At 67.3% G+C, this 26,597-nt stretch carries 27 protein-coding genes and 1 tRNA gene; 16 read left to right on the forward strand and 12 right to left on the reverse strand.

Going from position 1 to position 26,597, the window contains the following annotated elements; all coding sequences use genetic code 11:
• Window positions 1-308 precede the first annotated feature (308 nt).
• Window positions 309-381, reverse strand: a tRNA-Thr gene (locus WEA29_09505).
• Window positions 382-494: 113 nt separating this feature from the next.
• Between WEA29_09505 and WEA29_09510 the strand changes: the two genes are divergently transcribed.
• From WEA29_09510 to WEA29_09520, 3 genes are read left to right on the forward strand one after another with little or no spacing between them, the layout of a single operon-like run.
• Window positions 495-755 carry a DUF3263 domain-containing protein gene (locus tag WEA29_09510; GenBank protein MEX2323990.1) on the forward strand — a complete coding sequence of 87 codons (261 nt, stop codon included), beginning with the start codon at window positions 495-497 and terminating at the stop codon, window positions 753-755.
• Window positions 752-1,951 carry an AI-2E family transporter gene (locus tag WEA29_09515; protein ID MEX2323991.1) on the forward strand — a complete coding sequence of 400 codons (1,200 nt, stop codon included), beginning with the start codon at window positions 752-754 and terminating at the stop codon, window positions 1,949-1,951. The genes WEA29_09510 and WEA29_09515 overlap by 4 nt, the downstream gene beginning before the upstream one ends.
• Before the next feature lie 52 nt (window positions 1,952-2,003).
• A complete protein-coding gene (locus WEA29_09520; GenBank protein MEX2323992.1) occupies window positions 2,004-2,975 on the forward strand; it encodes a CvpA family protein in 972 nt (323 codons plus the stop codon).
• Here the strand turns inward: WEA29_09520 and WEA29_09525 are convergent.
• The 3 genes from WEA29_09525 to WEA29_09535 form a co-directional block, all read right to left on the reverse strand.
• On the reverse strand, window positions 2,965-3,405 hold the full coding sequence (locus WEA29_09525; GenBank protein MEX2323993.1) for a hypothetical protein: 441 nt from the start codon (window positions 3,403-3,405) through the stop codon (window positions 2,965-2,967). The genes WEA29_09520 and WEA29_09525 overlap by 11 nt on opposite strands.
• Before the next feature lie 3 nt (window positions 3,406-3,408).
• Window positions 3,409-4,248 (reverse strand): hypothetical protein, encoded by an 840-nt coding sequence (locus tag WEA29_09530; protein MEX2323994.1) that lies wholly within the window; start codon window positions 4,246-4,248, stop codon window positions 3,409-3,411.
• Window positions 4,249-4,425: 177 nt separating this feature from the next.
• A complete protein-coding gene (locus tag WEA29_09535) occupies window positions 4,426-6,768 on the reverse strand; it encodes a heavy metal translocating P-type ATPase (protein ID MEX2323995.1) in 2,343 nt (780 codons plus the stop codon).
• Window positions 6,769-6,866: 98 nt separating this feature from the next.
• Between WEA29_09535 and WEA29_09540 the strand changes: the two genes are divergently transcribed.
• From WEA29_09540 to WEA29_09550, 3 genes are all read left to right on the forward strand, one after another.
• The gene (locus WEA29_09540; GenBank protein MEX2323996.1) at window positions 6,867-7,022 is read left to right on the forward strand and encodes a hypothetical protein; all 156 of its coding nucleotides are present in this window, start codon (window positions 6,867-6,869) and stop codon (window positions 7,020-7,022) included.
• Window positions 7,023-7,116: 94 nt separating this feature from the next.
• On the forward strand, window positions 7,117-7,332 hold the full coding sequence (locus tag WEA29_09545; protein ID MEX2323997.1) for a UBP-type zinc finger domain-containing protein: 216 nt from the start codon (window positions 7,117-7,119) through the stop codon (window positions 7,330-7,332).
• Window positions 7,333-7,371: 39 nt separating this feature from the next.
• Window positions 7,372-8,724: an FAD-dependent oxidoreductase gene (locus WEA29_09550; protein ID MEX2323998.1), complete on the forward strand. Its 1,353-nt coding sequence runs from the start codon at window positions 7,372-7,374 to the stop codon at window positions 8,722-8,724.
• 1 nt (window position 8,725) lies between these two features.
• On the opposite strand, the gene WEA29_09555 is transcribed toward WEA29_09550, so the two are convergent.
• Window positions 8,726-9,871 (reverse strand): putative sulfate/molybdate transporter, encoded by a 1,146-nt coding sequence (locus WEA29_09555; protein MEX2323999.1) that lies wholly within the window; start codon window positions 9,869-9,871, stop codon window positions 8,726-8,728.
• 57 nt (window positions 9,872-9,928) lie between these two features.
• Entirely contained in the window at window positions 9,929-11,005 is a 1,077-nt protein-coding gene (locus WEA29_09560; GenBank protein MEX2324000.1) for a DUF3048 domain-containing protein, read from the reverse strand.
• A 129-nt stretch (window positions 11,006-11,134) separates the two neighbouring features.
• On the opposite strand from WEA29_09560, the gene WEA29_09565 reads away from it, so the two are divergent.
• Both WEA29_09565 and WEA29_09570 read left to right on the forward strand, forming a co-directional pair.
• A complete protein-coding gene (locus tag WEA29_09565; GenBank protein ID MEX2324001.1) occupies window positions 11,135-12,511 on the forward strand; it encodes a multicopper oxidase domain-containing protein in 1,377 nt (458 codons plus the stop codon).
• 83 nt (window positions 12,512-12,594) lie between these two features.
• Window positions 12,595-13,215, forward strand: a complete 621-nt coding sequence (locus tag WEA29_09570; GenBank protein MEX2324002.1) for a superoxide dismutase — start codon at window positions 12,595-12,597, stop codon at window positions 13,213-13,215.
• 11 nt (window positions 13,216-13,226) lie between these two features.
• Here WEA29_09570 and WEA29_09575 read toward each other — a convergent pair whose 3' ends face one another.
• Both WEA29_09575 and WEA29_09580 read right to left on the reverse strand, forming a co-directional pair.
• The gene (locus WEA29_09575) at window positions 13,227-13,715 is read right to left on the reverse strand and encodes an SRPBCC domain-containing protein (GenBank protein ID MEX2324003.1); all 489 of its coding nucleotides are present in this window, start codon (window positions 13,713-13,715) and stop codon (window positions 13,227-13,229) included.
• A complete protein-coding gene (locus tag WEA29_09580) occupies window positions 13,712-14,044 on the reverse strand; it encodes a metalloregulator ArsR/SmtB family transcription factor (GenBank protein ID MEX2324004.1) in 333 nt (110 codons plus the stop codon). The genes WEA29_09575 and WEA29_09580 overlap by 4 nt, the downstream gene beginning before the upstream one ends.
• Window positions 14,045-14,309: 265 nt before the next feature.
• Between WEA29_09580 and WEA29_09585 the strand changes: the two genes are divergently transcribed.
• The 3 genes from WEA29_09585 to WEA29_09595 all read left to right on the forward strand — a co-directional run bounded on the left by WEA29_09585 (window position 14,310) and on the right by WEA29_09595 (window position 17,833).
• A complete protein-coding gene (locus WEA29_09585) occupies window positions 14,310-14,561 on the forward strand; it encodes an RNA-binding protein (GenBank protein ID MEX2324005.1) in 252 nt (83 codons plus the stop codon).
• A gap of 229 nt (window positions 14,562-14,790) precedes the next feature.
• Entirely contained in the window at window positions 14,791-15,894 is a 1,104-nt protein-coding gene (locus WEA29_09590) for a hypothetical protein (protein ID MEX2324006.1), read from the forward strand.
• A 67-nt stretch (window positions 15,895-15,961) separates the two neighbouring features.
• Window positions 15,962-17,833 (forward strand): potassium transporter Kup, encoded by a 1,872-nt coding sequence (locus WEA29_09595; protein MEX2324007.1) that lies wholly within the window; start codon window positions 15,962-15,964, stop codon window positions 17,831-17,833.
• Between the two features lie 11 nt (window positions 17,834-17,844).
• Here the strand turns inward: WEA29_09595 and WEA29_09600 are convergent, their stop codons facing one another.
• Together WEA29_09600 and WEA29_09605 are read right to left on the reverse strand one after the other, a co-directional pair.
• Window positions 17,845-18,222, reverse strand: coding sequence for a c-type cytochrome (locus WEA29_09600; GenBank protein MEX2324008.1), 378 nt, complete (start codon window positions 18,220-18,222; stop codon window positions 17,845-17,847).
• Window positions 18,219-20,261 carry a heavy metal translocating P-type ATPase gene (locus WEA29_09605; protein MEX2324009.1) on the reverse strand — a complete coding sequence of 681 codons (2,043 nt, stop codon included), beginning with the start codon at window positions 20,259-20,261 and terminating at the stop codon, window positions 18,219-18,221. The genes WEA29_09600 and WEA29_09605 overlap by 4 nt, the downstream gene beginning before the upstream one ends.
• Before the next feature lie 40 nt (window positions 20,262-20,301).
• On the opposite strand from WEA29_09605, the gene WEA29_09610 reads away from it, so the two are divergent.
• Window positions 20,302-20,640 carry a hypothetical protein gene (locus WEA29_09610; GenBank protein ID MEX2324010.1) on the forward strand — a complete coding sequence of 113 codons (339 nt, stop codon included), beginning with the start codon at window positions 20,302-20,304 and terminating at the stop codon, window positions 20,638-20,640.
• Window positions 20,641-20,669: 29 nt separating this feature from the next.
• On the opposite strand, the gene WEA29_09615 is transcribed toward WEA29_09610, so the two are convergent.
• Window positions 20,670-21,626, reverse strand: coding sequence for a squalene cyclase (locus WEA29_09615; protein ID MEX2324011.1), 957 nt, complete (start codon window positions 21,624-21,626; stop codon window positions 20,670-20,672).
• Window positions 21,627-21,819: 193 nt separating this feature from the next.
• Complete coding sequence (locus WEA29_09620; protein MEX2324012.1) at window positions 21,820-22,860, reverse strand: zinc-dependent alcohol dehydrogenase family protein; 1,041 nt, start codon at window positions 22,858-22,860, stop codon at window positions 21,820-21,822.
• Between the two features lie 135 nt (window positions 22,861-22,995).
• Between WEA29_09620 and WEA29_09625 the strand changes: the two genes are divergently transcribed.
• The 4 genes from WEA29_09625 (at window position 22,996) to WEA29_09640 (ending at window position 26,412) form a co-directional block, all read left to right on the forward strand.
• Window positions 22,996-24,018 (forward strand): zinc-dependent alcohol dehydrogenase family protein, encoded by a 1,023-nt coding sequence (locus WEA29_09625; GenBank protein MEX2324013.1) that lies wholly within the window; start codon window positions 22,996-22,998, stop codon window positions 24,016-24,018.
• A gap of 203 nt (window positions 24,019-24,221) precedes the next feature.
• On the forward strand, window positions 24,222-24,566 hold the full coding sequence (locus WEA29_09630; protein ID MEX2324014.1) for an STAS domain-containing protein: 345 nt from the start codon (window positions 24,222-24,224) through the stop codon (window positions 24,564-24,566).
• A gap of 341 nt (window positions 24,567-24,907) precedes the next feature.
• On the forward strand, window positions 24,908-25,624 hold the full coding sequence (locus WEA29_09635; GenBank protein MEX2324015.1) for a GAF and ANTAR domain-containing protein: 717 nt from the start codon (window positions 24,908-24,910) through the stop codon (window positions 25,622-25,624).
• Between the two features lie 29 nt (window positions 25,625-25,653).
• Window positions 25,654-26,412: a GAF and ANTAR domain-containing protein gene (locus WEA29_09640; protein MEX2324016.1), complete on the forward strand. Its 759-nt coding sequence runs from the start codon at window positions 25,654-25,656 to the stop codon at window positions 26,410-26,412.
• Window positions 26,413-26,597 lie beyond the last annotated feature (185 nt).

The following is a 26,597-nucleotide window of genomic DNA, read 5'->3' on the forward strand; positions in this document are numbered from 1 at the left end:
CCCTCCCCCCTCCCCTCCGGTCGCTCCGCTCCCTGCGGGACTCCCCCCTTCGGGGGGAGGGACCGCCAAAAGCCTGATCGCGCGGTCCCCTCCCCTGTAGGGGGAGGTGGCAGCGGCCGAAGGCCGATGACGGAGGGGGAGGCCAGACGCGTCGCGAGGCCTGCGTAGCGTTCGCCCTCCCCCCTCCCCTCCGGTCGCTCCGCTCCCTGCGGGACTCCCCCCTTCAGGGGGAAAGAGTCATCAACGGCTCGCGCCTTGGGTCTGGCTAATTGCGAATTGCGAATTGCGAATCGCGAATTGCTGTCTTGAGCCGGGTGCCGGAATCGAACCGGCGACATCCTCTTTACAAGAGAGGTGCTCTACCGACTGAGCTAACCCGGCGGCGCACCACAGAGTAGAGCGGTGCTCCCCCTCTGGCCGTCTGCCGTCTGCCATCCGCCATCTGACCTCGCGAAATCCGCCTTTGTGTCGGTGTCCCGCCTTACGCTGCGCGCATGTTGTCCGAGATCGATCGCGCCGTCCTCGAGTTCGAGGCGTCGTGGTGGCTCCATCCCGGTGCCAAGGATCGCAACATCCGCGACACGGTGGGCATCAGCGCCACCCGGTACTACCAGGTGCTCCGGAGACTGATCGACGATCCCGGGGCACTGTCGTTGGATCCTCTCACCATCCGCCGACTTCGCCGGTTCCGCGATGACGCCCGTCAGCGCAGCGCGGAACGACGCCTCGGAGGCGGCACCCCGGTCGGGCGATGACCGAGCGTCGTACCGACGGCCTCAAGCGGCTCGGCATCGCCGCCTGGAGTCTCCTGGGCACGATCCTGCTGCTGGGACTCATCGGCTGGGTGCTCCTGCGGTTCTGGATCGTCGTCCCGCCGATCCTGCTGGCCATCGCCATCGTGTACGTGCTCAATCCGTTTGTCACCGCGCTCGCCGACAGGGGCTTCGCCCGGTGGATGGGCTCCTGTCTCTCGTATCTCGTGCTCGCCGGGCTGTTGACCGCTCTCGGGTTCCTCGTCTTCCCGAGCATCGGCGAACAGGCGGGTGACATGGCTCGGGACTTTCCGATGATCTACGACGATGTCGTCGAGGAGCTCGAGTCGCTCCTCGGACGGGTCGGACTCGACGCCAACCTTCCCGACTACGAACAGCTCACCGACGACGGGGGCAGTGGCTTCCTGGGGAACCGGTTCGATCGCATCACCGACATCGCGTTCGGCGTCCTCGAGATCCTGTTCCTGCTGCTCCTGGCACCCGTCGTCGCCTTCTATGCCCTGCTCGACCTTCCCCGCACCCACGGTTACATGATGGATCTCGTCCCGGAACGACATCGTTCCGAGATGGCCCATGTCGGCCGCCAGCTCGGTCGCGCCGTCGGGGGCTTCATGCGGGGCCAGCTCCTGGTAGCACTGATCGTGGGCACCCTCACCAGCTTCGGGCTGTGGCTCATCGACCTCCCCTTCTGGCTGCTGATCGGGATGATCTCGGGCTTCCTCAACATCGTGCCGCTCATCGGCCCGTGGATCGGGGGGGCACTGGGCGTCCTCGTCGCCATTGGAACCCGGGATCTGCAGACCGCCCTCTGGGCCGGGCTGGTGGCCATCATCGTCCAGCAGGTGGACAACAACTTCGTGAGCCCGGCCGTGCTGCGCGCCACGGTACGGCTGCATCCGTCCACGATCATCCTGGGCCTGGTCGCCGGTGCTTCCCTGGGCGGCTTCTGGGGGATCCTGCTCGCCGTCCCCGCCATGGCCGTGATCAAGATCATCGCCGGTCATCTGTGGCGGACCCGGGTGCTCGGGCAGTCGTGGGATGAGGCTGCCGATGCGCTCATCGACGCCAACCCGACGGGCGAGTTGTTCCTGTCGCGTGCCCGCCGCGATGGAGGAGGGCTGGAGCCGCCCCCCGAGGTCAGCGAGGGAGAGCCCGACGGTGGGCCGCCGCCGGCGTAGCGTTTCTGTCGTCGAGCATTAGCCTCGTGACGCGGCCCCGCCGCCCAGTCCCATGATCATCGACCTCTTCTTCATCGTGTTACTCGGAGCGCTCGCGGTTCGCGGATGGACCAGGGGCTTCGTGCGCGAGTTCGTCGACATCGTCGGACTCGTGCTCGGCATCATCCTGTCGTTCCGGTTGGCGCCCATAGTCGGGGGGGTCGTGTCGGCGATGTCGGGCCTGTCTACCGACGGCGGGCGCCTGGTGGCCGGAGTGCTCGTGTTCGCGGCGGCGATCGTTGGTCTGGTCCTCATCGGTAGGACTGTCGACCGCAGGCTCGGAGTCGGGGTGCTGGGGACGGCGGATGCCGCGGGCGGTTCGACCATCGCCGTGCTGTGGGGAGTCTTCCTGCTGACCGTCTGCCTCACCGTCGCTGCGGTGGTGCCGCTTCCCGAGCGCGTGGACGCGTGGGTGCGCGGGTCGTCGATGTCGCGGGTGCTCACCGACCCGAACGGTGCTCCGCAGCAGGCGTTCGCCCGACTCGCCGGCGATCGCATCGTCCTGAGCCTGCTGTCCCTTCAGGAGGTCCTTGGGGAGCGGCGCGTCATCATCGGGCCCGACGACACGATCGAGATCCCGCCGGCGCATCCCGATGATCTGGCACCCGACCCCATCTCCGCCGATGATGTGTATCAGCGGCTCAACCGAGCGCGGGTCGACGAGGGGCTCGATCCGCTGGCCTGGAGCGACGCCCTCGCCGAGGTTGGCGAAGGCCATGCGTACGACATGTATCTGAACGGTTTCTTCTCCCACACGTCACCGACGACCGGCAGCCTGGTCGATCGGCTCCGCGCCGCGGGTCTGACCTACCGGGTGGCTGGCGAGAACCTCGCTCTCGCCGCCACACCCGAGGAGGTACACGACGGACTCATGGACAGCCCCGGGCATCGCGCCAACATCGTCGGCGACGGCTACCGCCGGGTGGGCATCGCGGTGGTGTCGGGGCGCCTGGGCCTGATGACGGTCCAGGTCTTCATGGGGTGACCCGGCCGCTGAGCATCGCCTCCACGGCGCTGTCCACCGTGCCGAAGTCGCCGTGTGAGGTGAGGACGCAGCGGATGCGGCTGATCCGCAGATCCGCGGCTACGGCTCCCCGGGCGGTGACCACGACTAGTTCGCGGGTTCGGACCTTGAGCGCGGCGGCAAGTCTTCTCACCACGCGGGCCGACACGAGCGGGCCGAACTCCGCCGACGATCCCACTGACTCGAAGTAGCCGTCCAGCGCCTCGCGTTCGAGATGGGCGCGGAGTTGGGCAGACCCACGATGAGCGTCGGCGACTCCGGTGACGGCCCAGTGGGATGCGAGGTGCTCCAGCGCATCGGCCGCGCCTGATGCGACCGAGGGCTCCCCGGAACGATCCCGGCCCTCCCACGAGAGGAGGGCCGGGATCAGGTCGATGACGACCAGGTGCATCGGTTACTCGTCGGTCGCCGGCGCCTCGGGGATGGTAGGCGGCGCCGGGGGCGCTTCGGTGGTGGTAGGCGGCGCCGGGGGCGCTTCGGTGGTGGCAGGCGGCGCCGGGGGCGCTTCGGTGGTGGGGGCCGCCACCATGTCCTCGGCGGCAGCCGCTGCGGCCGCATCCGCCGACTTCTTGCGAAGGAAGAAGAAGGCCGCGGCAGCGAGTACCACCAGGATGCCGATGATCAGCGGGAGGGAGAGCCCTCCTCCGCCGCTAGCGGCGGTGCCCCTCGGATCCGACTCAGCGTTGATCTGGATGGCGCCTCCGAAGAGGGGGATGCTCCAGGTGAGCTCGTTGCCGTTCTGCGAGGTCGCGTTGTGGCTGGTGATCGCCCCGGGCATGGTGATCCTGACGTTCGCCGACACCGAGTCCTCCACGACCGAGGGATCGAACTCACCCCCAGCATCACCGAAGTCTTCGCCACTCGCCGTTGCACTCACGGTGACCAGCGTGTCAGTGATCGTGATGCTGAACGTCTCCAAAAGTGAGTCTTCGAGAGCCAGGACGTTTCCGGTTTCGGCGGCGATGTCATCGACGTCGGTTTCGACGATCCAGAAGTCCATGTCCCCCCGCCGCTCCTGCCGCTGGCGGGCGTTGGGGAAGTCACTCATGTCCTGGTCCTCGAACGGGTCATCGGTGCCCTGGAGGAAGAAGCTCTGCGCCTCCTCGTCCATGCCGATCTCCACGATGAGCGTGCCGGAGCCGTCGGCATTGATGACCGCTCCGAAGTTTGTCTCGATCTTGCAGGCGGTGGTCACGAGGGCGACCAGCGCGGCAAGGGTGATCAGTCGTCGCATGTGGCGAATCCTTTGCTCGGTCGGGATCAGGGGCGCACTCTACCGGTATGCGTCGCCGCGTCGCCGTGTCGGCTCGCCTGTCGGTCAGCCGAGTGACGCCAGGCGCTCGTCCTGTGCCCAGAGGCGTGGAGTGTCCGGGCAGCGTCGGGGGTCTCGTCGCTCATGTCTTGCTTCCGGTCACGCCCCCGCCGGCTGGCGGTCGTGGTACTCGTCGTCGAGCAGCTCGTACAGCTCCTCCTCTTGGGCGAAGTGCAGCCGGAGCACCGCGTGGAGCCCGTACATGGTGCGGCGCAGGTCGGACAGGTCTGCCGCATCGAGAGTGTCGAGGGTGAGCGCCTCGACCATCCGGTGCAGGAGGCCCGCTTGTCGGAAGATCTCGCGATGCGTCATGCTCATGGTCGCCATCGGGTCCTCGCCACCGAGGAGGCCGGCGAGGATCGGGTAGATCTCCGAGTCGTCTGCCTGCTCGTGGGGGAGGAGCTCCTCCTGGAGGAACCGGTCGAGTTCCTCGAGGGCGGAGATCGCCTCGCTTGGAGCCATCTCACCGAGGCGATCCGCCAGGTGGGCGATGTCATCGAGCCGCGGCATGATCTCCATGTGCTCCTCCTTGAGCCGGGCCGACAGATCGGGAGGGAGCTTCGGGGTCGGGCGCCATGGCGCTCTACCCACCAGGGCGCGCAGTGCGCTTCCGATGGCGATGATGTCGATGAACTCCTGCACCACGGCGCCGGCGACCGGGGGCAGATGGCCGAACAGGGCGAAACCCATCGCGGCGACCGAGAGGCCCATGCCGATGAAGGCACTCTGCGCGGCGATCCGCCGGGACCGCTTGGCGATGACGATCGCCTCGACGAGACGATCGAGACGATCGACCACGAGGACGACGCTCGCCGCCTCACTCGATGCCGTGGCCCCGCGCGCTCCCATGGCGACGCCGACGTCGGCGGCGGCGAGCGCTGGCGCGTCGTTGATGCCGTCGCCGACCATGATGGTGGAACCGTCGGCGCTGGCGGCTCGGAGGAGTTCGACCTTGTCCTCGGGAGTGGCCTGCGCCACCACTTGGTCGACCCCGATCGCAGCACCCACCGCGTCGGCGACCACTGCGTGGTCGCCGGTGGCCATCACGATCCGCTTGATGCCATGACGTCGCAGCAGGCGCAGGGTCCGTGGCGTGTCGGGACGGATGTCATCGATCATCCGGATGACCCCGGCGACTTCGTCGTCGATGGCGACGTAGACGGACTGGCTCGCCTCTCGAGCCGTGCGTCGTCGGTAGGAGGCCATCGCCGGCGGGCGGTACCGACCCTCGGCGACATGGCGAGTGCTGCCGACCGAGACCGCGTGCCCGTCGACGGTCCCGCTGATTCCTGCAGCGGGGACTTCCGTCACGCCCTTGGGAATGGACAGGCGTAGCCCGCGCTCTCGCGCCGCCCGGACCAGGGATTCGGCCAACACGTGTCCCGACATCTGGTCCAGCGAGGCGGCCAGGCGCAGTACATCGCCGGGGTCGTAGCGCCCGAAGCACACGATGTCGGCCACCATCGCCTGGCCCCGTGTCAGGGTTCCCGTCTTGTCGATGACCATGATCTCGGCGTCGGCGAGGGCCTCTAGGGCGCCTCCTCCCTTGACCACGACACCGCGGCGCGCGGTGCGCGACAGGCCCGAAACGATGGCTATGGGCACGGCCAGCAGGAGCGGGCAGGGGGTCGCCACCACCAGGACGGCCAGGGCGCGCACCGGATCACCCGACACGAGCCAGGCGAGGGCAGCCACTCCCAGGGCCAGAGGAACGAATCCGACGGCATAGCGATCGGCGAGGCGCGCCGCAGGGGGCTTGTCCTCCTGGGCCTGCCGGACGAGGCGCACGATGCCCTCGTAGGTTGAATCGGCTGCCGACGCGACGGCCGCGAGGTGGAAGGCATCGCCTGCGTTGGCCGCGCCGCTCGGGACGCGGTCGCCCGACTGACGCGACACCGGTAGCGACTCGCCGGTCAGCGAGGACTCGTCGATGACCGCGGTGCCATCGACCACGACGCCATCGACCGGGACGATTTCGCCGGCCTTGACAAGGATGCGATCCCCCTGGCCGATCGTTTCTACCGGGACGGTGACGATGCTGTGACCCTCGACGCGGTGCGCGTCCCGGGGTGCCCGCGCCAGGAGGGCCGTGAGGTCGCGCTGGGCGCGTGACTCGGCATACGACTCGAGTGCCTCGCCGGTGGCGAGCATGAGTCCGACGATGGCAGCGGCGAGGTACTCACCCAGGATCACGGCGCCGGCGATGGCGATGACGGCGATGACGTCGATGCCCCACTCGCCCCTGCGGAGACTGCCGACGAACCCGATGACGAGCGGTGCCGCGGCGACGATCCCGGTGGCCGCCCACGCGACGTCGGCCACCGCATCCTGGCCGGCGCCGCGGGCAAGCCAGCCGCCGACGAGTCCGACGACGGTGATAGCGAGCAGCCCGAGGGACATCGGCTCGATCGAGCGGCGGCGGAGGTCGGGATGGCCGCTCATGGTTTCGGGTGGCGACGGCGCTCGATCACCCGAAGAGCGTACCGCCGCCCGTCGAGCCTGCCCGTGCGGTCGGTTGGCTCGGGGGTAGGATCCGCCGCATGGATCAGATCGGTTCCATCAGCGTGTTCTGGGCTGCCGTGCTGCTGGCCCTCCTCCTGGGCGGCTTCGGCCTGCTCTTCCAGTCGGTCCGCTGGCTACTCATCGTCGCCCTCGTCGTCTTCATCGCTGGCTCGCTTTTAGGCCGTCGTGGCTGACCCGTCGCCTGGAGGCGGTTTGCTGTCTGACGCCTGTGCTCATCTCGATCTCGTGGCCGATGTCGTTCCCGCGTCAACCGGATGCGCCGCGTGTGTGGCGATCGGAGATCGCTGGGTCAATCTGAGGGTGTGCATGACGTGCGGTCACGTGGGTTGCTGCGACGCGTCCAAGAACCGTCACGCGTCGGGCCACTTCGCCGAGGTCGGGCACCCCGTGATCCAGTCATTCGAGCCCGGCGAGGACTGGTGGTACTGCTATCTCGACTCGGTCTCGTTCAGCGTTCCAGGCGCGCCTTCACTCTCCTACTGAGACGCCGCTGCCCGCCTTTCTATGCTCCGGTCGGTGACGATGCGGACGACGGATGTGGTTGTGTGCGGCGCAGGCATTGCTGGGGTGGCCACCGCCTACCTGCTCACCACCCGGGCGGGCCTCCGGGTCGCATTGTGCGATCCTCGTCCGCCGCTGACGCTCACCTCCGACAAGTCGACCGAGTGCTACCGCAATTTCTGGCCGAATGCGGCGATGGTCGCGCTGATGAACCGGTCGATCGACCTCATGGAGGAGGTGTCGGCGGAGAGCGGCGAGAGCATCGGCCTGAACCGTCGCGGCTACCTGTATGTGACCGCCGATCCGATGCGGCTGAAGGATCTCGGCGCGGCTGCCGCGGTGGCCTCCGGTCACGGTTCCGGTCCGGTGCGTCGCCATGGCGTCGGCTCGGCGATGCCGTACGAACCGTCGCCGGATCACGGATGGGTGGGCGCACCGGGCGGCTTCGACCTCATCGAGGATCCGGTTGTGCTCAGGGAGTCGGTGCCGGGGCTCTCCGACAGCCTGGTCGGCGGACTCCACGTGCGGCGGGCTGGCTGGGTATCTGCCCAGCAGATGGGGGCGCACATGGTGGAGCGGGCCGTTGCGGCAGGCGCCGAGCTGATACCGCACGAGGTGACCGGTGTCGACGTGGTCGGCGGTCGGGTGAGTGCAGTGCGCCTCGTCGACGGTTCCACGATCGGCTGCGGCGCGTTCGTGAACGCGGCTGGCCCGCTGGTGGGCCGTGTCGCCGACCTACTCGGGGTCGCCCTGCCGGTGCATAGCGAGGTCCATCTGAAGGTGGCGATTCGCGACACGGCGGGCGCCATGTCCCGACAGGCACCGCTGACGATCCTCTCCGACCCTCAGCAGCTCGACTGGTCGGACGAGGAGCGGCGTCACCTCGCCGAGGCGGGGAGGGGCGATCTCGTCGAAGAGATGCCCGCGGCCTGCCATGGTCGCCCCGAGGGCGGGTCGGACTCTCCCTTCGTGCTGGCGCTCTGGGAGTACGCACGCCAGGTCCGCGAGCCGACCTGGCCGATTCCACACGACCCGCTCTATGCGGAGGTCGTCGTGCGGGGCATGGCGGCGCTGTTCCCTGCGTTCGCCGCGTATCGGGACCGCATGCCTCACACCGTGGTCGACGGTGGCTATTACACGAAGACCCTGGAGAACCGACCGTTAGCGGGTCCGATGGGACCCGACGGCGCCTTCCTCGTCGGCGCACTGTCCGGCTTCGGAGTGATGGCGGCATGCGGTGTCGCCGACCTGGTGACCGCGCACCTCACCGGTGCGGCCCTTCCCCCTCACGCCGCCGCGTTCCAACTCGACCGGTACGACGACCCGGCATACCGTGAAGAGATCGCCGCCCTCGCCGACACCGGCCAGATCTGACTCAGAGGCTGGTGGCGGTCTTTCGGCGGCCGAACTCGGCAACGAGCGCGAGCACCGTGGTGAAGGCGAGGTTACGGGTGACGACGCCGACCGTGCCCGCGACCACAGCCAGGGCAAGGGCCGTGCCCCTGAGGTCGAGGACGAGCAGGGCGTGGCGTAGTCCGGCGTAGGCGAGGAAGGCGGCGAGGACGGAGACGGGTATCAACGCGAACAGCGCGAGGACCTGGCCCGAGAAGACCAGCCCGAGGGTGATGAAGAGCCCTCCGAGGATCACGTTCATCGCAGAGGTTGAGGCGCCGAGGCGCACGTGTGCCGTGAAACCGCTCGAACCGTGACACATGGGCATGCCGCCGAACACGGAGGACACGACATTGCCGGCACCGCAGACGAGGGACACCCTGGCGGGGGTGACTCGATCAGCCGCCTCCGGGAAGGTCTCCCTGGCCAGATGGCTGACCCCGACGATCGCATTCGAGTAGGTGAGCGGCAGCTGAGGTACCACGAGCAGCACGAAGGCGGAGCCGAAGACCGCCAGCGGAGGCGGGGCAAAGGTGGGAAAGTGGATGGTGGGTGCGGCGAGGGTGATCTCGCCCGTGGCGATGCTCCAGGCCACGGCGGCCACCACGATTGTCCCGACGAGGAAGAACCAGCGGCGCGCCGCGGCCACAGTGACGATTGCGAGCACCGCGATGCCGACGATCAGAGACACCTGCGTGGGGACCCCGCGATCGAGGATGGCGGGTGGGACGAGAACCAGCCGCGCCGCGGTGACCACGAGCAGGGCGCCGACGGCGAACTGGAGCGAGCGGATCACAGGGAGTGTGAAGAGCCGAGCGAGGCGCGTGGCAGCACCGGTGACGGCGAGCAGCGCGAGGATGACGCCGATCTGTAGCCCGGCGGCATGGATGAGCTCAGGCGACAGTTGTTGGGCGACGGCGAGGGCGGTCAGCGCCTTGAGCGGCTGGACCGGGAACGGGATGCGGAACACGACCCCGGCGGCCACGACCAGGATGCCGGCGGCGAGGAGGATCGACCCTGGGTGCAGGCCGTTGACGAGCACCAGGGCCGCCACCAGCGGCACGAAGACGCCAAGGTCGGCGACGGCACCGGTGAGGTCACCGGTCGTCGGGCGTAGCGCGGGCCGCATCAAAGGATGATGCCAGGTCGTCGGGGTGGCCGAAACGGTCCAGAACGGTAGCGTCGCCTACTCGTACTCGACGAGCTCGTTGGGGAGCAGGGAAACCCAGAGCTTGCCCGGTGGGACGGTGGCGGCGTGACCCGACTCGTCGAATAACTGGAACGGCTCGCGTTCGTTATCGCGCTGCCAGGTGCCCTCCCAGACCCGCCCCCGTGAGAAGACCCACGCCTTGCCGGATCCGACGCTGTCCACGGCAGGGACCGCCGATCCCTCTACGCCGGACGGAGGGTGCGCGATGTAGGACCTGGCGGCGATGACGACGAGGACATCGGCGTCGATCCGGCCGCCCTCGCCCTCCTCGTCGACCCACTCCTGATAGTCGCCACGGACCCAGCGCTCGTAGCGCTGGGTCGCCGAGTTGAACCGCCACTCGACCTCGTTGAACCCCTGTACCCAGGTCAAGGTCACGCTCATCGCTGGCTCCGGGGGGAGCGGCCATTCGCCGAAGGGCAGCCACGGTGTGGGGCCGACGTCGGGGAATCCACGGTCGTCGGCGAAGTCGCGGAACCCCAGTGTCGACCCGTATACGTTGTGCGGCAGGTTCCGCTCGTCGATGCGGTACATGATCGAGTCGAAGAACGTCACCCTCGGGATGTTGCGCGCAAAAGCCATGCTGGTTATCCACGGCTGGGCACCCGTGTTGACCATGGTGGCGCTGAGCGCCGTGGCGATCTGGAGGTCGGCAGGTCGCAGCGATCGAATCGGTCCCACATACTCGGAGTCGGAGTAATGGAATAGGGCGATGAAGCGGGTGGTGCGGTCCTCCACGAGGATCTCCGTCATCGCGTCCGCGATCTCGATACCCGACTGCGGCTGAGCGGGCAGCGAATTGTCGATCTTGACCATGAGCACCCGGCGGTCGAGCAGATCCTCGTCGTATACCGGCATCCCGTTCAGATTCGAGTACCCGACCGGGGGGGTTGTGGTGGTGGCGGTGGAGGAGGAGGAGGTCGTGGTGGTCGCCGCCCGGGTTGTGGTCGTGGTGGCGACCGTGGTCGTCGGCGCGGTCGTGGTGGTCGTCGCCGGCGACGAACAGGCGGCGACGAGGACCAGGGCAATGAGGACGGGGGTTCGGCGGAGCATCGGCGCGGAGCGTAGCGGGGGTCGATTTCTACACGGAACCGCTCATCGTGACGCGGTGACTTTGTGCCCTAGGAGGAGGCGCCGGCCAACCCTACGTTGCAGAAACGCACAGATCACAGGAGGCTTGTCGTGTCGAGTGAGTCGACGTCGAAGGACCGCGTCGCGTTTCTGGTCGCCATCGGTTTCATCGCCATCGTCGCATTGCTGATGGCGATCCTGGCGTTGGGGCGCGCCCTGGCGGGAGACGCCTCGGGATCGCCGTCCCCGCCGACACCCCCGGCGACGACGACCACCGCCGCAGCGTCGGCGCCCGCCGTGGTGACCGTCCACCTCGGTGAGTTCTCGGTCAGCCCCGAGGCGATCACCGTGGGCAGGGATGGAACCCTCTCGGTGATGAACATGGGCTCCATCGAGCACAACTTGTCGGTCGAGGGCACCGACTTCGCCACACCGTTGATCGCCCCCGGCGACACGGTCGACCTCGATTTCACCGGTCTCGCCCCGGGTGGCTATCGGATCCTGTGCACGGTGGCGGGGCACGACGCCGCCGGGATGACGGCATCCCTGACCGTCACCGCCGAGCCGGGCTCGGGTACCACCGACCCCGACGAGGGCCACCGCGCCATCGATTGGGAGACCATGGCCGCCAACATGCAGGCGTCCATCGAACCCTTCCCGGCGGTCACCGAAGGCACCGGTGGGCTCCTCTTCGAGCCGACGATCCTCGCCGACGGGACCAAGGAGTTCGTCCTCGTCGTTGAGGAGATCGACTGGGAGGTCGAACCCGGCCGCGTGGTGAAGGGCATCGCCTACAACGGGCAGATCCCTGGTCCGACGATCAAGGTGGACGTCGGCGACCGGGTGCGGATCGTCGTCGAGAACCGTCTCGAGGAAATCACCTCGTGGCACCCGCACGGCGTGCGGCGTCACTCGTTCGAGGCGGACGGCGTCGGTTACATCTCACAGCCACCGATCGCTCCCGGTGAGACCTGGAGCGCCGAGTTCGTCGCCGAGGAGCAGTCGGTGGGCATGTATCACGGGCACGACATGGGCATCCACCAGGTGCCCAATGGCCTCGCCGGTGCGTTCATCGTGGGTGGCCTCCCGATCCCGGAAGGCTGGAATGTGGTGGGGGAGGAGGCCATGTTCATCAACGACGCCGGCAACATCGGCTTCAGCCTCAACGGCAAGTCCTTCCCTGCCACAAGCCCCTACTCACTCCAGGTCGGCGAGTCGCTGCTGGTGCATTACATGAACGAGGGGCTCATGTCGCACCCGATGCACCTGCACAACAACCGCCAGCTGGTCATCGCCAAGGACGGGTTCCCCCTCGAGTCGCCGTACTTCGCCGACGTGATCAACGTGGCCCCCGGAGAGCGTTACTCGGTGCTGGTGCTTGCCGAGATGCCCGGCGTGTGGGTGTGGCACTGTCACATATTCACGCACGTCGAGCGGTCGGACGGGACGATGTTCGGCATGCTCACTGCGCTGATCGTGGAGGAGTGAGCCCGGACCGTTCGAGGGCGATGGCTTGCCAAAGGGCGCTGCGGTGACTTCACTCAGAGGGACACCAGACCTCAGGAGAGACCGTGAGCGACACCGTGTACGCCCTTCCCGACCTCGACTACGACTACGGAGCCCTCGAGCCCCACATTTCGGGCACGATCATGCAGCTCCATCATGGGACCCATCACAAGGCATACGTGGGTGGGGCGAATACGGCTCTGGAGCAGCTCGCCGAGTCGCGCGACAAGGCGGTCTATACGACGTTGCGGATGCTGGAGAAGGACCTGGCCTTTCATCTGGGCGGTCATGTCAACCACACGCTCTTCTGGAAGAACCTCAGCCCCGACGGCGGCGATCGCCCCGAGGGAGAGCTGGCCGCCCACATCGACGAGCACTTCGGCTCGTTCGAGGCGTTCCAGGCGCAGTTCGAGGCGGCATCCATCCAGGTGCAGGGCTCGGGCTGGGGGGTGCTCGGCTACCACCCGTTCGGCAAGCGCCTGCTGATCATCCAGTTCTACGACCACCAGGTGAACCTGCCGCCGGGAGTCGTGCCGCTGCTGCTGTGCGACGTCTGGGAGCACGCCTACTACCTGGACTACCGCGCAGCCCGCGCCGACTACGTGAAGGCGTTCTGGAACATCGTCGATTGGAACGACGTCGCCACCCGGTACTCGGCCGCACTCAGCGGGCTGACGCTTCCCTGAGCACTGACGGATCAGGCGGCGTCGAGCAGGTCGTAGATCTGGCCGATCGCCTGGACGAAGCCCTCCTCGGCGCCCATGGCGAGGGTTTCCTCCATCGCCTCGATCGAGCTGAATGTGTCCAAGACGGTCATGGTCGTCCGGCCGTTAGCCGACTCGAGGGTGACCTCGATGTGAATAGTGGGGAGGTCGGGGTTCGGCTTGCTGTCGTCGTCGGCGAAACCGTCCTCGAACGTGAGGCGGTTGGGAGCGTCGACTGAGATGACCCGCCACCATCCGTGGTAGCGCTCGCCCTCGGGGCCGGTCATGTAGTAGGACACGGCGCCGCCGGGCGTGAGGTCGTGCGCTTCGAACGTAGCCGGGTGGGTCGGCGGTCCCCACCAGCGTTCGAGTAGCCGGGGATCGGCCCACATCTCCCAGATGCGCTCGATGGGGGCGTCGAAGCGGGCGGTGAGGCTCAAGGTGAGCGCCTCCAGGTCCTTGTCGACGGTGAGGTCGGTCACGGGTTGTCTCCTTCCCTGGTGGTGGTCTCGGCGAGCACATCACCGAACTGTTGCATTCGTTGCCTCCAGATGATCTCGAAGTGTTCGAACAGCTCGTCGACCCGTCGGAGCGCCTCGATGTCCCCGGAGACCAGACGTTCCCTGCCGTTCGTCCGCTTGGTCACCAGGCCAGCCCTCTCGAGGATCGCTACGTGCTTCTGAACGGCAGCGAAGCTCATCGGGTACTGCCGGGCCAGCGCCGACACGGAGCGCTCTCGGCCGAGCACCCGCATCACGATGTCTCGTCGGGTCGGATCGGCGAGAGCCTGGAGCGCCAGGTCTGGGTCCATGCACCCGAGTATATACAACCAAGAGGTTGTAGGTGCTACTCAGCGGGCAGGTCGGCTACTCGACGGATTGGTGGTACCCGCGGCGATGCTGTAGTGTGATGTCCACAGAGCACGCCTGATGCGTGCGCGCCTTCTCCTTCTCCTTTCGTACCGTCGGGTGAAGCTGCCATGGGCTCCACTAGGACGTGCCGACTCCGGTCAGACCGTTCCAGGTGGAAACCGCGTGGGGCGTTAGATACGACGGTCACGCTCAGAGGAGCAAGCAATGTCAACCAACATCTACGTGGGCAACCTGTCATTCGACACGGATTCCGCCCAGCTCGAGGCCCTGTTCAGCCAGTACGGCGCGATCACCAAGGCGCAGGTCGTCATGGATCGTGATTCGGGCCGTTCACGCGGCTTCGGGTTCGTCGAGATGGCTTCGGCCGATGAGGCCCAGGCGGCCATCTCCGCCCTCAACAACAAGGACGTGGGCGGCCGCTCACTCACCGTCAATCTGGCACGCGAACGCCGCTAGGCACGCCGCCTGATTCCCAGGCGCGGGGTATCGGCTAGCCGATATCTCGTGTCGGGGTACAGATGACCGAATGGTCCCCGGCAGGGATTGCCGGGGACCATTCGCGTCGCTGTCCGGTTGGTCGGGGCCCCGGGTTCGCCGCGTGATCGATTCCATCTTCCTCTCGACTCTGGGGGCGACTGGGATGCTCGGTAGAGTCGAATGAGACACCCGCCGCCCTGGAGGCTTGATGCCCTTTGCCTACCCGACCCGTTCTGATCTCGAGTCGCTGGTCGACGAGGCTTCCTACCCACTCGTGTCGATCGTGATCCCCACCAAGCGGGTGTCGACCGGAGAGGCAGAACGAATCGCCCTGAAGAATGCGATCAGGGAGGCCACCGAGCGTCTCAGCGAGGAGGACCTCGAGCGGGAGGCGATGGCGACTCTCACCGAGCGCCTTGCCGCCGTGCAGTCGTCGATCGACTTCACCATGCTCACCGAGGGCCTCGCTGTGTTCGTCAGCGAGACCGACACCACGGTGTTCCACTTGTCGTTCGAGCCGCTGCCTGCCGTCACCGTCGACAGCACCTATCTGCTCAAGCCGGTCATTCGCCAGGTGAACCGGGAGCAGCCGTACTACCTGCTGGCACTTTCCGAGCAGCACACCCGGCTGTGGACTGGCGTTCGGGACCGGCTCGAGGAGATACGGGGCGACGGCTTCCCCGCAGTACACGAGGGTGTCGGCGGCGAGATCGGGGCACCTACGGGCTTCGGCAAACGGACCTCACACCTGCGTGACGAGGGGCATCGAAAGTTCTTCCGCGAGGTCGTGGCCGACTTCCAGTCGCGTCTCGCTCAGGATTCGCGACCGGTGGTCGTCGCGGGTGTGCGGCGCTATCACGACTTCCTGGGCGAGATCGGTGGACTCGGAGCCGACATCGTGGGGGAGATCCTCGGCAATGTCGACAAGGTTCCCGAGAAGGACCTCGGAGCGCAGGCGTGGGTAGCCATCGAGGAGCGACAGGCTGCCGAACGCGACTCGTGGGTAGAGGCCGCTGAGACGGCAGCCGGAGGCGGCGAGGCGGTCCGCGGGCTCGACGACATCTACCAGTCGGCGCTCGCCGGTCGGGTTCGTCTCCTGGTCGCTGAGTCGACGTATGTCGTCGCCGCCACCATCGATGACAGTGGACACATTCATGTGGACGCTCCGGAGACGGGGGTCGGTCCCGGTCACGCCGATGACGCGGTCGACTTCATCGCCGCCGAGGTGCTCCGCAAGGGGGGAGACGTCCGCTATGTGGACGACGGTACGCTGAGCGACCTGGGCCGCGCCGTCGGGATCCTGAGGTACTGAACGGCCCGGCGAGCCGCCTCGCGACGGAGGCTGCGGCGGTTCGAGCGGGTTGTAATCTGATCCGGCTGTGGCACACACACGGGGGCCCGGGTCCCAGCATGGTCTGACTCTCATTGCGCTCGGGGTCGTCTTCGGTGACATCGGAACCAGTCCGCTGTATGCGCTGAGAGAGTCACTCGGGCCGCACTATGACATCGCTGTCACGCGGGCGAACGTATTCGGTGTGCTGTCGCTGATCTTTTGGGCCCTGGTGCTCGTCATCGCGGTCAAGTACGCCGTCTTCGTACTGCGCGCTGACAACGAGGGTGAGGGGGGCGTACTCGCGCTCACCGCACTCATCGGGCCCTCTCGTGGCACCGGATGGCGACGGGGGATGATTCTTATGGGCCTCTTCGGGACTGCCCTGCTCTACGGCGACGGGGCGATCACGCCGGCGATTTCCGTGCTGGCTGCGGTGGAGGGGCTCGGCTTGGTGACGAGCACGCTGGAGCCATACGTCGTACCCATTTCTATTCTGATCCTGTTCGGGCTGTTCTCCGTTCAGCGGCGTGGGACGGGGCGCATCGGCTCCTTGTTCGGGCCGGTGATGTTGCTCTGGTTCGCCACGCTCGGGTCGCTCGGTGTCGTCCACCTTCTCTCAGAGCCAGGGGTGCTCGCCGCCGTCAGCCCGGTTCACGCGGTGGCGTTCTTCGCCGAGAACACAGGGCGGGCGTTCTTCGTCCTCGGGTCGGTGTTCCTCGTCGTCACCGGCGGGGAGGCCCTCTATGCCGACATGGGCCATCTCGGGCCCCGCCCGATCAGGAGAGGGTGGTTCCTCATCGTGATGCCGGCTCTGCTCCTCAACTACTTCGGGCAGGGTGCACTTGTCATCGGTGACGCGGCCACGGCCGCCAACCCGTTCTTCCTCATGGCACCTGCCTGGGGCACGCTGCCTCTCGTCATCCTCGCCACGGCCGCGACCATCATCGCGTCGCAGGCCCTGATCACCGGTGCCTTTTCGATCACGATGCAGGCGATCCACCTCGACTACTCGCCGCGCATGACGGTGGTGCAGACCTCCGACCAGGCCCGGGGCCAGATCTACGTGCCCGCGGTCAATTGGGGGTTGTTCGCTGCCTGTGTGGGGCTTGTGATCGGTTTCGGTAGTTCGAGTGCCCTGGCCGCTGCCTACGGGATCGCGGTCACCATGACCATGGTGGTGACGACGCTGCTGTTCGGCGTGGTCATGGTCACCAGGTTCGGATGGCCACGCTGGGTCGTGGTCGCGCTGACGACGGTCTTCCTCTGTGTCGACCTGGCGTTCTTCGGGGCCAACATCGTCAAGGTTCGTCATGGAGGCTGGTTTCCGCTGTTGGCCGGGCTCGTCGTCTTCTCTGTGATGACCACCTGGCGCCATGGGCGGCGCATCGTGTATCGCCGGATCCGGCGGTCCGAGGTCCCCGTCGACGAGTTCGTGGCCACGCTCGCGGCTCGCCCGGAGCCTCGGGTGCCCGGGACCGGCGTCTACATGTTCCCTGACCCCGAGCACGTGCCTCCCTCGCTCGTGGCCAACCTTCGCAACAACCATGTCCTTCACGAGTCGGTCGTGCTGCTGAGCGTGGAGGTGTCTTCGGTGCCTCGGGTGCCGCGTGCTCGTCGGGTTCGGCTGCGCGAGCTCGGCATCGGCTTCTGGCAGATCACCCTGACCTATGGCTTCGCCGAGACACCGGACGTGCCGTATGACCTCGCAGCGGTGATCGATGGGCCGTCCTTCGACCACGCCCACACCACCTTCTTCATCGGGCGAGAGACTGTGAGGTCGACGGTCGAGCGGTCCGGGATGGCCCGATGGCGCGAACGCCTGTTCGCGGTGCTGCATCGCAACGCGCGCAGCGCCGCCGACCACTTCCGGCTGCCTCCGTCACGAGTGGTCGAGATCGGGATGCCGGTCGACATCTGACACCGGTCCTGTCACGGCGGGTATGGCTCGAAGCCCTCCTGCTGCTGGACCTGCCGCACATACGCGACGATCGCCGCCACGTCGGTCTCGCCACGACCGGGCACCGGAGGCATGGGACCGAAATCCCAGTGATGGGGCTGCACGCCGCGGGTGACCGCGACCTGGAAGGCGACGTCGGGGTGATGTCCGGGCTCGTAGACGATCGACAGGAACGAGGGTCCTGTGTCGGTGCCCCTCAGGTCCACTCCGTGGCATGCCGCGCAGTTCTGGAGGTAGAGGGTCCGGCCCGCTTCCAGGTCCGTATCGGCGGTGGCCCCGGTCGGTGCCGTCCCTCCGCTACACGCCACCATGAGGACGGTGACGGCGGCGACGGTCCGTGCCAGCCTCATGGGGATGCCCCGAGGTCGACTCGTCGCAGGAGTTGGGCGTTCACGGCGACGACGATGGTCGAAAGGCTCATGAGCAGGGCGCCGATCGCCGGTGCCAGGGTGAAGCCGGCCCAGGCGAAGGCACCAGCGGCGAGGGGTATGGCCACCACGTTGTAGCCGGTGGCCCAGACGAGGTTCTGGATCATCTTCACGTAGCCAGCGCGAGAGAGGCGGCGCACCGCGACGACCGCTCGGGGATCGTCGGAGGCGAGCACGATCCCTGCCGACTCGATGGCCACGTCGGTGCCGGCTCCGATGGCGATCCCGACGTCGGCCTGTGCAAGGGCCGGGGCATCGTTGACTCCATCGCCCACCATGGCGACCCGGTGCCCGGCTTCCTGGAGGGCGAGTACCTCCTCGTGCTTGTCCTCCGGCAGCACCTCGAACAGAACCCGCTCGATCCCCAGGTCCTCCGCCACCGCGCGGGCGACCTGCTCGGCATCCCCGGTGATCAGCGCGACATCGACTCCCAGGGTGCGAAGGGCTCGGACGGCGTCGCGTGCCTCGTCACGGATCGCATCTTCGAGAGCGATCGCGCCGATCACCGTCCCGCCATCGAGGACGTAGACCACGGACGACCCCCGATCCCGCCACTTTCGCGTGTCGTCCTCGATACCGTCGGGGATGCTCAGGTTCCGCTCTCGTAGGAGGGACGGTCCTCCGACCGACACCACTCTGCCTTCCACTGTGGCGTCGACACCCCGCCCGGGGAGGGCCGCAAAGTCGCTGACCTCCGGGATATCGGTGCCGCGGTCCACCGCGGCCACGATCGCTCGGGCGAGCGGGTGCTCGGACGTCGCCTCGACGGCCGCGGCCAGCCGCAGGACCTCATCCTCCCGGCCGTCGTCGGTGGCGGCTACCCCTACCACACGGTGCTCCCCCTTGGTGAGCGTGCCCGTCTTGTCGAACAGGACGACGTCGACGGTGCGCATCCTCTCCAGGGAGAGGCGGTCCTTGACCAGGATGCCGTGGCTCGCCGCCATTGAGGTCGAGATGCTTATCACCAGGGGCACTGCCAGACCCAGGGCGTGGGGGCAGGCGATGACCAGTACCGCCACCGCCCGCACCACCGCCTGGGTGGGGGAGCCGGACACGAGCCATCCGAGTGTTGTGACCGCCGCCGAACCGATCGCGATGTAGAAGAGCGCCGCCGCCGCCCTGTCGGCGAGCACCTGGGCTCGCGACCGAGAGGTCTGGGCCTGCTCGACCAGTCGGCGAATCCCGGCGAGCGCGGTGTCATCGCCCACCGCCGTGACTTCGACCTCGATCGCCGAGTCGGTGGCGACGCTGCCGGCGACGACGCGGTCCCCCACGCCGCGGGGGGCCGGACGAGACTCTCCGGTGATCATCGACTCGTCGACCGCGGCAGACCCCTGGACCACGGTGCCGTCGGCCGGAATGCGGCTCCCCGGGCGAACCAGGACGGTGTCGCCGACCTCGAGGTCGGCGATGGTCACGAGCTCGGAGCCGGCGTCGGTCTTGCGCTCCGCCTCGTCGGGCAGGAGCTCGGCGAGTGCGGTGAGTGCGCCACGCGCCTGGCCGATGGCGCGCATCTCCATCCAGTGGCCGAGCAGCATGATCGTGAGCAACGCCGCCAGCTCCCACCAGAACTCGAGGTCGAACCATCCCAGGCTGGTTGCCGACGACGCCAGGAAAGCGACCACCACGGCGGTGGAGATGAGCAGCATCATCCCCGGCTGGCGACGCCGTACCTCACGCACCGCGCCCCGCAGGAATGGTGCCCCACCGTACAAGAACACGGTCGTGCCCAGTATCGGTGCGACCGCCCCCGAGCCGGGGAAGGGCGGCATGGTGTAGCCGAACCACTCCTGGACCATCTCGGAGTAGAGGACGATCGGGATCGTCAACGCGAAGGAGAGCCAGAAGCGGTCACGAAACATGGAGACCGAGTGGCCCGCGTGGGCATCGTCAGCATGGGGGTCGTCGGTATGTGCCCGATCGGCCGGTGCGTGCGTCGAGTGGTCACGGTTGTGATCCATTGGCGGCTCCCAGGGTATCGGTTGGGCATAGGATGGTCCCATGTCACCGGATGGGTTCGAAGCGGCCCTCGCCTCGCTCGACGCTGCCGATTCCGCCGTCGAGGAACTCCACGAAGGGTGTTGCCAGCCTTTGCGCAGCCCGCGGATCGAGGCCCTGGCGAACACGCTCGCACGAGCGCGGATCGCTCTCGACGGGGTAAACGGAGATGGCGAGCGCGCTATTGGCGTAATCGGACTGCTGGAGGACGCTGGCGCCCAACTCGGCCACCTTCAAGTGGCATGTTGCACGCCGTCGCGGATGAAGTTGTACGCGGACACGCTGGCGAGCCTTTCGCGGGTGCAACGCACGCTCACCCGCGAGTTCGACCTGGAGCACTGAGGGCCGGCCAGCGAGCACATCGTCATGCGTCACGGCTTCACCGCGCCGTCCCACCAGTCGAGCACCCGGGTGGCATAAAGGGTTAGCCACTTGGAGGACTCTCCGGCGTCGACATCGACCTCGAACCAGACTCGCCCCGGGTGGCGCCGCGCCTGGAGCCAGGTGCCGTCCGGTTGGCGTGCCGCCCGGATCATCTCGACCGCTTCGGCCATGCGCGGGTCCGGTTCGCGCCCCTCGAGCAGCGCCGTCTGCCGGAAGTACTCGGCGGCGTTGAGGACGTTGTAGAACCAGCGGAACGGGTAGGCGAACCGGCCGACCCAGTCTTCGACCGGTTCGCCTGTGGACAGGCGGCGGAACAGGTCTCGTTCGAGTAGGTACTCCTCGCCTCCCCGGCGAGCCTTGCGGGTGGCGTCGGTGCCGTCGGTGGCGGTGTCGTAGTCGAGGAGTCCTTTGAGCGAGTTCAGGGTCGAGTGGAACGACGACCGCGTCGACCCCTCCACCCAGTCGCAGTTCCACCCGCCGTCGGCCATGCGATGCTCGAGGAACCAGTCGACGATCCCGGTGATGTCGGCTCCGAGCCACAGGCCGTTGGACACGGTATAGGCGTTGATGCAGCAGTCGACCTCGCCGCCCCAGTAGGGCAGGTCGTCGTACTCCCACCTGCTGTTCTGTTCGAGGAGTTCCGCGGTGCGACGTTCCCGGAGCAGCTTCGGGTCCATGCCCCACTCGCGGAGGAGGTTGAGCGTCGGGGTGGTCGCCGTCCACGGCTGCCCTTCCTCCTCCGGCGTGGCATCGGCCGGGAAGAATGCACCGCCCGCCCACTGGCCGTCGGAGTCCTGAAGCTCGAGGAGGCGGGCGCCGAAGCCTTCGGTGACGATCCTGGAGCGGGTGGCCTCCCACACCTCGGGGGGCTCGCCGACGATGTCCCGTTCTACCTGCCACCGCAGGGCAGGGTCGGAATCGAGGAGCCAGGCGGTCAGATCCATCGTCGCCCTCCGTCGTGGTCGATGCGGTCGGTGGCACTACCCGGAGCCCCGGGGAGCCTCAGGCTATCTTCCGACGGGTGACGACACAGCAGAGCGACCCGGAGCTCGCGGACCGGGTGCTGCGAGTGTAAATCTGCGCACGGTGCCACCCTTGCGCCGAACGAGCAGCGGCCAACAGCTCAGCAGGCCGCCGTTATGACCTGGTGACCACGACCTTGAGGGCGCCGGTGTTCGCCGCGTCGGCGAACACGTCGTAGGCCTCCATGAACCGATCCATGGTGAAGCGGTGGGTGATGAAGGTGCTCGGATCGATGAGGCCACCCTCGATGAGCCGGAGCAGGGTCGGGATGGAATAGGTGTCGACCAGTCCGGTGGTGATGGTCACGTCACGGATCCACAGGTTTTCGAGGTGCAGGGTCGCCGGCTCGCCGAACACGCCGACGACGGCCACCCGCCCAACGGGGCGGACCAGCCGGGCGCACAGCTCGAAGGTGTTGGGGATCCCCACCGCCTCGATGGCCACATCGGCGCCGAGTCCATCGGTCAACTCCATCACCCGATCGACGGCACTGTCGCCGGGTTCGATCGCCTCGTCCGCCCCGAAGGCGAGCGCCGCCTGGCGCCGCGGCTCGGCAGGGTCGATGGCGATGATCCTGGCGGGGCTGTAGAGGCGGGCGCCGAGGATCGCGGCCAGCCCGATCGGACCGGCCCCGACGACAGCAACCGTGTCGCCCGGCTTCACCGACCCGTTGAGCACGCCGACCTCGTAGCCGGTGGGCAGGATGTCGGAGAGGAAGAGGACGCTCTCATCGGTGACTCCCTCCGGGATCGGGTACGTCGAGGTGTCGGCGAACGGGATGCGGGCGTACTCGGCCTGGACACCGTCGATCAGGTGCCCGAGGATCCACCCGCCGCCTCCCTGGCACTGGCCGTACCGAGCCTCAGCGCAGAAGCGGCAGCGCCCGCAGGCACTGATGCAGGAGAGGAGGACCCGATCGCCCGGGCGGGCGGTCTGGACTCCGGATCCCACTTCTTCGATGGTTCCGAGCGCCTCGTGACCGAGGATCCTTCCCTCGGTGACCGCTGGCACGTCGCCCTTGAGGATGTGGAGGTCGGTGCCGCAGATGGTGACGGCGTCGATACGGACGATGGCATCGTTGGGATCGATCACCTTGGGATCGGCAGCGGTTTCCCACACCTTTTCCCCGTTCCCGTGATAGACGACGGCCTTCATGGTGGGACTCCTTGGTGAGACTCACCCAAACCGTACGAAGCACCAGGGCCGAGCGACAGGGTCTTTGGTCCTGGTCGAGCGGCCTACCCTGGCTGCTGTAGGTCGGGACCGAGCCGAGGAGACTGCGGGGATCTGATGCGAGGAGCCGTCCAGCACGCACCGGGTGACGTACGGATCGAGGATCGTGACGATCCCACCATCGTCGAACCCACCGACGCCATCATCCGGCTGTCCGCGGCGTGCATCTGTGGGTCAGACCTGTGGCTGTATCGAGGGATTCAGGCCGTCGATGGGCCGATCCCGATGGGGCACGAGTACGCCGGGATCGTCGAAGAGGTCGGTAGTGGGGTGCGCACCATCGCGCCCGGCCAGTTCGTCGTCGGCTCGTTCTTTGCCTCCGACAACACGTGCGAGATCTGCCGCTCCGGCTACCAAACGGGCTGCGTCAACCGCCAACCCGTCGGTGCCGGCGGGACGCAGGCCGAGCTTGCCCGGATTCCGCTCGCCGACGGCACCTTGGTGGCGACCCCCGAGGTGCCGTCACCGGATCTGATCCCGAGCTTTCTCGCCGCCTCCGACGTGCTCGGGACGGGGTGGTTCGGCGCCGTCGCTGCCGAGGCCGGGCCGGGCAAGACCGTGGCTGTCGTCGGTGACGGGGCGGTGGGTCTTCTCGCCGTACTCGCCGCCAAGCGGCTCGGCGCAGAGCGGATCATCGCCATGAGCCGCCACGAGCCCCGGCAGCGACTCGCTCGCGAGTTCGGCGCCACCGACGTCGTCGAAGAGCGCGGCGATGACGGCATTGCCCGGGTCAAGGACCTCACCAACGGCCTCGGCGCCCACTCGGTCGTCGAGGCGGTCGGCACCCAGGAGGCGATGACCCAAGCGATCGGCTCTACTCGTCCCGGCGGTCATGTCGGCTATGTCGGCGTGCCCCACGACGTTCGCCTCTCCGGCGCCAGGCTGTTCTCCACCCTGGTGCACCTGCACGGCGGTCCGGCACCGGTCCGTCGGTTCCTGCCCGAGTTGATGGACCTAATCTGGAAGGGCGAGATCGACCCGGGGAAGGTATTCGACCTCACCCTGCCGCTCGACGAAGTCGCCGAGGGCTACGCCGCCATGGACGAGCGGCGGGCCATCAAGACGCTGCTGACGATCTGAGGACACGCACCACAGCGAGCGGAGCTAGACCGAGCGCTGCGCTACGCGCTCGACATCGTGTACTGAGTCGGAGGATGTGTCCGCTGTGACGTGAAACCCCTTGCGCGGGACCAGCCTCGCCGACTACTCTCTCTCGTACTGCCCACAGTGCGCAGTGCTGCCCGAGACCCCGGCTGCCGATCCACCTAGTGGAAGGCCCCGAAATGTCTCTGCAGACTTCTTCCCCCACTGAATTTGCACCTTTTGCAGTCCCGTTTGTCGTAACTCCGAAACTCGACGGCGACGTACTCACGATCGCCCTAGTCGGCGAACTCGACATTGCAACCGTCCACCTCCTCGAAGAGGCTCAGCGCTCCGGGCAAGGCAGGTACCGGGCTCTTCGCTACGAATTGGCCGGCCTAGGGTTCATGGACTCAGCCGGCCTGCGGGCCCTCCTCGCACCCGCCAGCAGCCAGGTCCCCATTAGCCAGATATCCATCACCGACCCAGCACCCATCGTCCGTCGCCTTCTCGAAATCAGGGGCGTGCAGGGAATGATCGCCGGATGACCACCCCCGTCCATTCCCGCGTTTCCCGATAGCGATGGACAATGTGTAGCGTTCATATGACGACCTTCGGGTCGACCGCCCAGACCTCGCGGATCCCGCTCTACGTGGAGGTAGCGAGGTGGCGAACGAACGGCGACTCTCCGATCTCCTGAGTGAGTTCGCCCGGACCCTGTCCACTCTCGAACCGCTCCCACGCCTCCGCTCCCTTCCTGGGCTGGACCCGCACCGAGCGACGCGTGCCGGACACCCGAACGGCGCGTCCGCCACCAGCGACACGCGCTCGGCGGACCACCTGGTGTCGGTTGCCTCGGAGGGCTCCACCCGCTCTCGTGGTGGGACGCGTGAGCGACGCTGACCGGTTCGCCCGTGTGGCGTCGGCGTTCGCTCGCCATCGGCGAGCCCGTGGCACACCCTGCTCGGCGAGTGCTGATGTCCTCCAGGTCGCTTCAGTCGGTGTGACCTTGATGAGCGCTCGCCACACCAGCCAGGTATGCCACTCGGACGACCGTTCTTTCGCTCTCGACGAGCTTCAGTTCTCGCTGGGTGAGGGACCGAGCCTCGACGCCTTCGCCCAGCATGACGCGATCGTCGAACCGGATCTCGAGCACGCCCAACTGGGTCGATGGCCTGTCTTCACCGCGTCTGCTCTGGAGCTCGGCACCCGTGGAATCTTCGCCTTGCCCTTGAACGCCGGCACGAAGTGCATTGGCGTGTTGACCCTCTACCGCGATATGGCCGGGGCGTTTTCCCCCGAACAGCGAGCTGACATCTTGGTGGTGGCTGACGCGGTGGCCCGGTCGATGATGGAAACCCAGTCACGCAACGAAACGGATCTGCTGGCCGTCGAGTTGGGCGACGCGGCCAGCCACCGCGCCGAGGTCCATCAGGCGTCAGGGATGGTCGCGGTGCAACTCGGAGTGGTGGTCGTCGACGCCGAGGCCCGGCTGCGGGCGCACGCCTATGCCGTGGACCGTTCCGTGGTCGATGTCGCCAGGGACATCGTCGAACGGCGTCTGCGACTCATCTACGACGGGCCGATATCGGGGAGCGGTGGGTAAAATGATTCGGTAGCCCCGAGGTGAGGACGATGGCACGGGAAGATCTGATTGCGGACACATTCGTCGGGATCGTGGACTCCCTCGTCGACGACTTCGACATCATCGACATGCTGACGGCCCTCACCGTCGGCTGCGTAGAGCTCGACCTGGCGACGGCATCCGGGATACTCCTCGCTGACGAGCACGCCAAGCTTCGCGTCATGGCAGCGTCGAACGAGCGAGCACATCTCCTGGAGCTATTTCAGCTCCAAAACGACGAGGGGCCTTGTCTCGAGGCATTCTCGACGGGTGAGTCCGTGATGCATCCGGACCTCTCCACCGCATACGATCGATGGCCTCGGTTCGCTCCGGAGGCGGTGAGAGCCGGCTTCCACTCGGTGCACGCGATCCCCCTGCGTTTGCGGTCAGAGGTGATCGGCGCGATGAATCTCTTCTCCGCGCAGCGCGGTGACATCGACGAACCGGCGGCGCACCTCGCCCGGGCTCTGGCCGACGTTGCGAGTATCGCCATCCTCCAAGACCAGATGGTCCGCCAGTCCGGCATTCGGGCTGGCCAACTACAGCATGCTCTCGATAGCCGAGTGGCGATCGAACAGGCCAAGGGGATGCTGGCGGAACGGGCGCACATAGACATGGACCAGGCGTTCACCTTGCTGCGGAGCCACGCCCGTTCCTCCCGGCTTCATCTCACCGCGGTCGCATTGCAGGTCGTGGAGGGCACCCTGGCAATCGACGAGGTTGTCGCCGCCATGCCGAGTTCCCGGATCGGCGACTCAATCGAAGCCTGAGGTTTGCCCTCGTCTCTCGTGCGTGGCCGCTTCTTCTTGGTGTGTTGTGGTTGATTGATTTAGCTCGTCCGGTTTGATATCATCCCGGTATGACCCCACGGCGCTCCCCCAGGCGAGCCCAGCGGAGGAGGGCCTCCGTTCTGGCGGCCGCTGGCGTCACGCTTCTGCTGGTGTTCCCGGCCATT

The sequence above is a fragment of the Acidimicrobiia bacterium genome, from assembly GCA_040902765.1.
In the GTDB taxonomy this organism is placed as follows: domain Bacteria; phylum Actinomycetota; class Acidimicrobiia; order Spongiisociales; family UBA11373; genus DATKBG01.

Coding starts and splice junctions, on each gene's coding strand:
- WEA29_09515 (MEX2323991.1), top strand. CDS start 752: ATGACCGAGCGTCGTACCGACGGCCTCAAGCGGCTCGGCATCGCCGCC.
- WEA29_09640 (MEX2324016.1), top strand. CDS start 25,654: ATGGCACGGGAAGATCTGATTGCGGACACATTCGTCGGGATCGTGGAC.
- WEA29_09580 (MEX2324004.1), bottom strand. CDS start 14,044: ATGGACCCAGACCTGGCGCTCCAGGCTCTCGCCGATCCGACCCGACGA.
- WEA29_09525 (MEX2323993.1), bottom strand. CDS start 3,405: ATGCACCTGGTCGTCATCGACCTGATCCCGGCCCTCCTCTCGTGGGAG.
- WEA29_09585 (MEX2324005.1), top strand. CDS start 14,310: ATGTCAACCAACATCTACGTGGGCAACCTGTCATTCGACACGGATTCC.
- WEA29_09560 (MEX2324000.1), bottom strand. CDS start 11,005: ATGCTCCGCCGAACCCCCGTCCTCATTGCCCTGGTCCTCGTCGCCGCC.
- WEA29_09555 (MEX2323999.1), bottom strand. CDS start 9,871: ATGCGGCCCGCGCTACGCCCGACGACCGGTGACCTCACCGGTGCCGTC.
- WEA29_09630 (MEX2324014.1), top strand. CDS start 24,222: ATGTCTCTGCAGACTTCTTCCCCCACTGAATTTGCACCTTTTGCAGTC.
- WEA29_09625 (MEX2324013.1), top strand. CDS start 22,996: ATGCGAGGAGCCGTCCAGCACGCACCGGGTGACGTACGGATCGAGGAT.
- WEA29_09530 (MEX2323994.1), bottom strand. CDS start 4,248: ATGCGACGACTGATCACCCTTGCCGCGCTGGTCGCCCTCGTGACCACC.
- WEA29_09620 (MEX2324012.1), bottom strand. CDS start 22,860: ATGAAGGCCGTCGTCTATCACGGGAACGGGGAAAAGGTGTGGGAAACC.
- WEA29_09520 (MEX2323992.1), top strand. CDS start 2,004: ATGATCATCGACCTCTTCTTCATCGTGTTACTCGGAGCGCTCGCGGTT.
- WEA29_09600 (MEX2324008.1), bottom strand. CDS start 18,222: ATGAGGCTGGCACGGACCGTCGCCGCCGTCACCGTCCTCATGGTGGCG.
- WEA29_09550 (MEX2323998.1), top strand. CDS start 7,372: ATGCGGACGACGGATGTGGTTGTGTGCGGCGCAGGCATTGCTGGGGTG.
- WEA29_09535 (MEX2323995.1), bottom strand. CDS start 6,768: ATGAGCGGCCATCCCGACCTCCGCCGCCGCTCGATCGAGCCGATGTCC.
- WEA29_09590 (MEX2324006.1), top strand. CDS start 14,791: ATGCCCTTTGCCTACCCGACCCGTTCTGATCTCGAGTCGCTGGTCGAC.
- WEA29_09605 (MEX2324009.1), bottom strand. CDS start 20,261: ATGGATCACAACCGTGACCACTCGACGCACGCACCGGCCGATCGGGCA.
- WEA29_09610 (MEX2324010.1), top strand. CDS start 20,302: ATGTCACCGGATGGGTTCGAAGCGGCCCTCGCCTCGCTCGACGCTGCC.
- WEA29_09510 (MEX2323990.1), top strand. CDS start 495: ATGTTGTCCGAGATCGATCGCGCCGTCCTCGAGTTCGAGGCGTCGTGG.
- WEA29_09615 (MEX2324011.1), bottom strand. CDS start 21,626: ATGGATCTGACCGCCTGGCTCCTCGATTCCGACCCTGCCCTGCGGTGG.
- WEA29_09540 (MEX2323996.1), top strand. CDS start 6,867: ATGGATCAGATCGGTTCCATCAGCGTGTTCTGGGCTGCCGTGCTGCTG.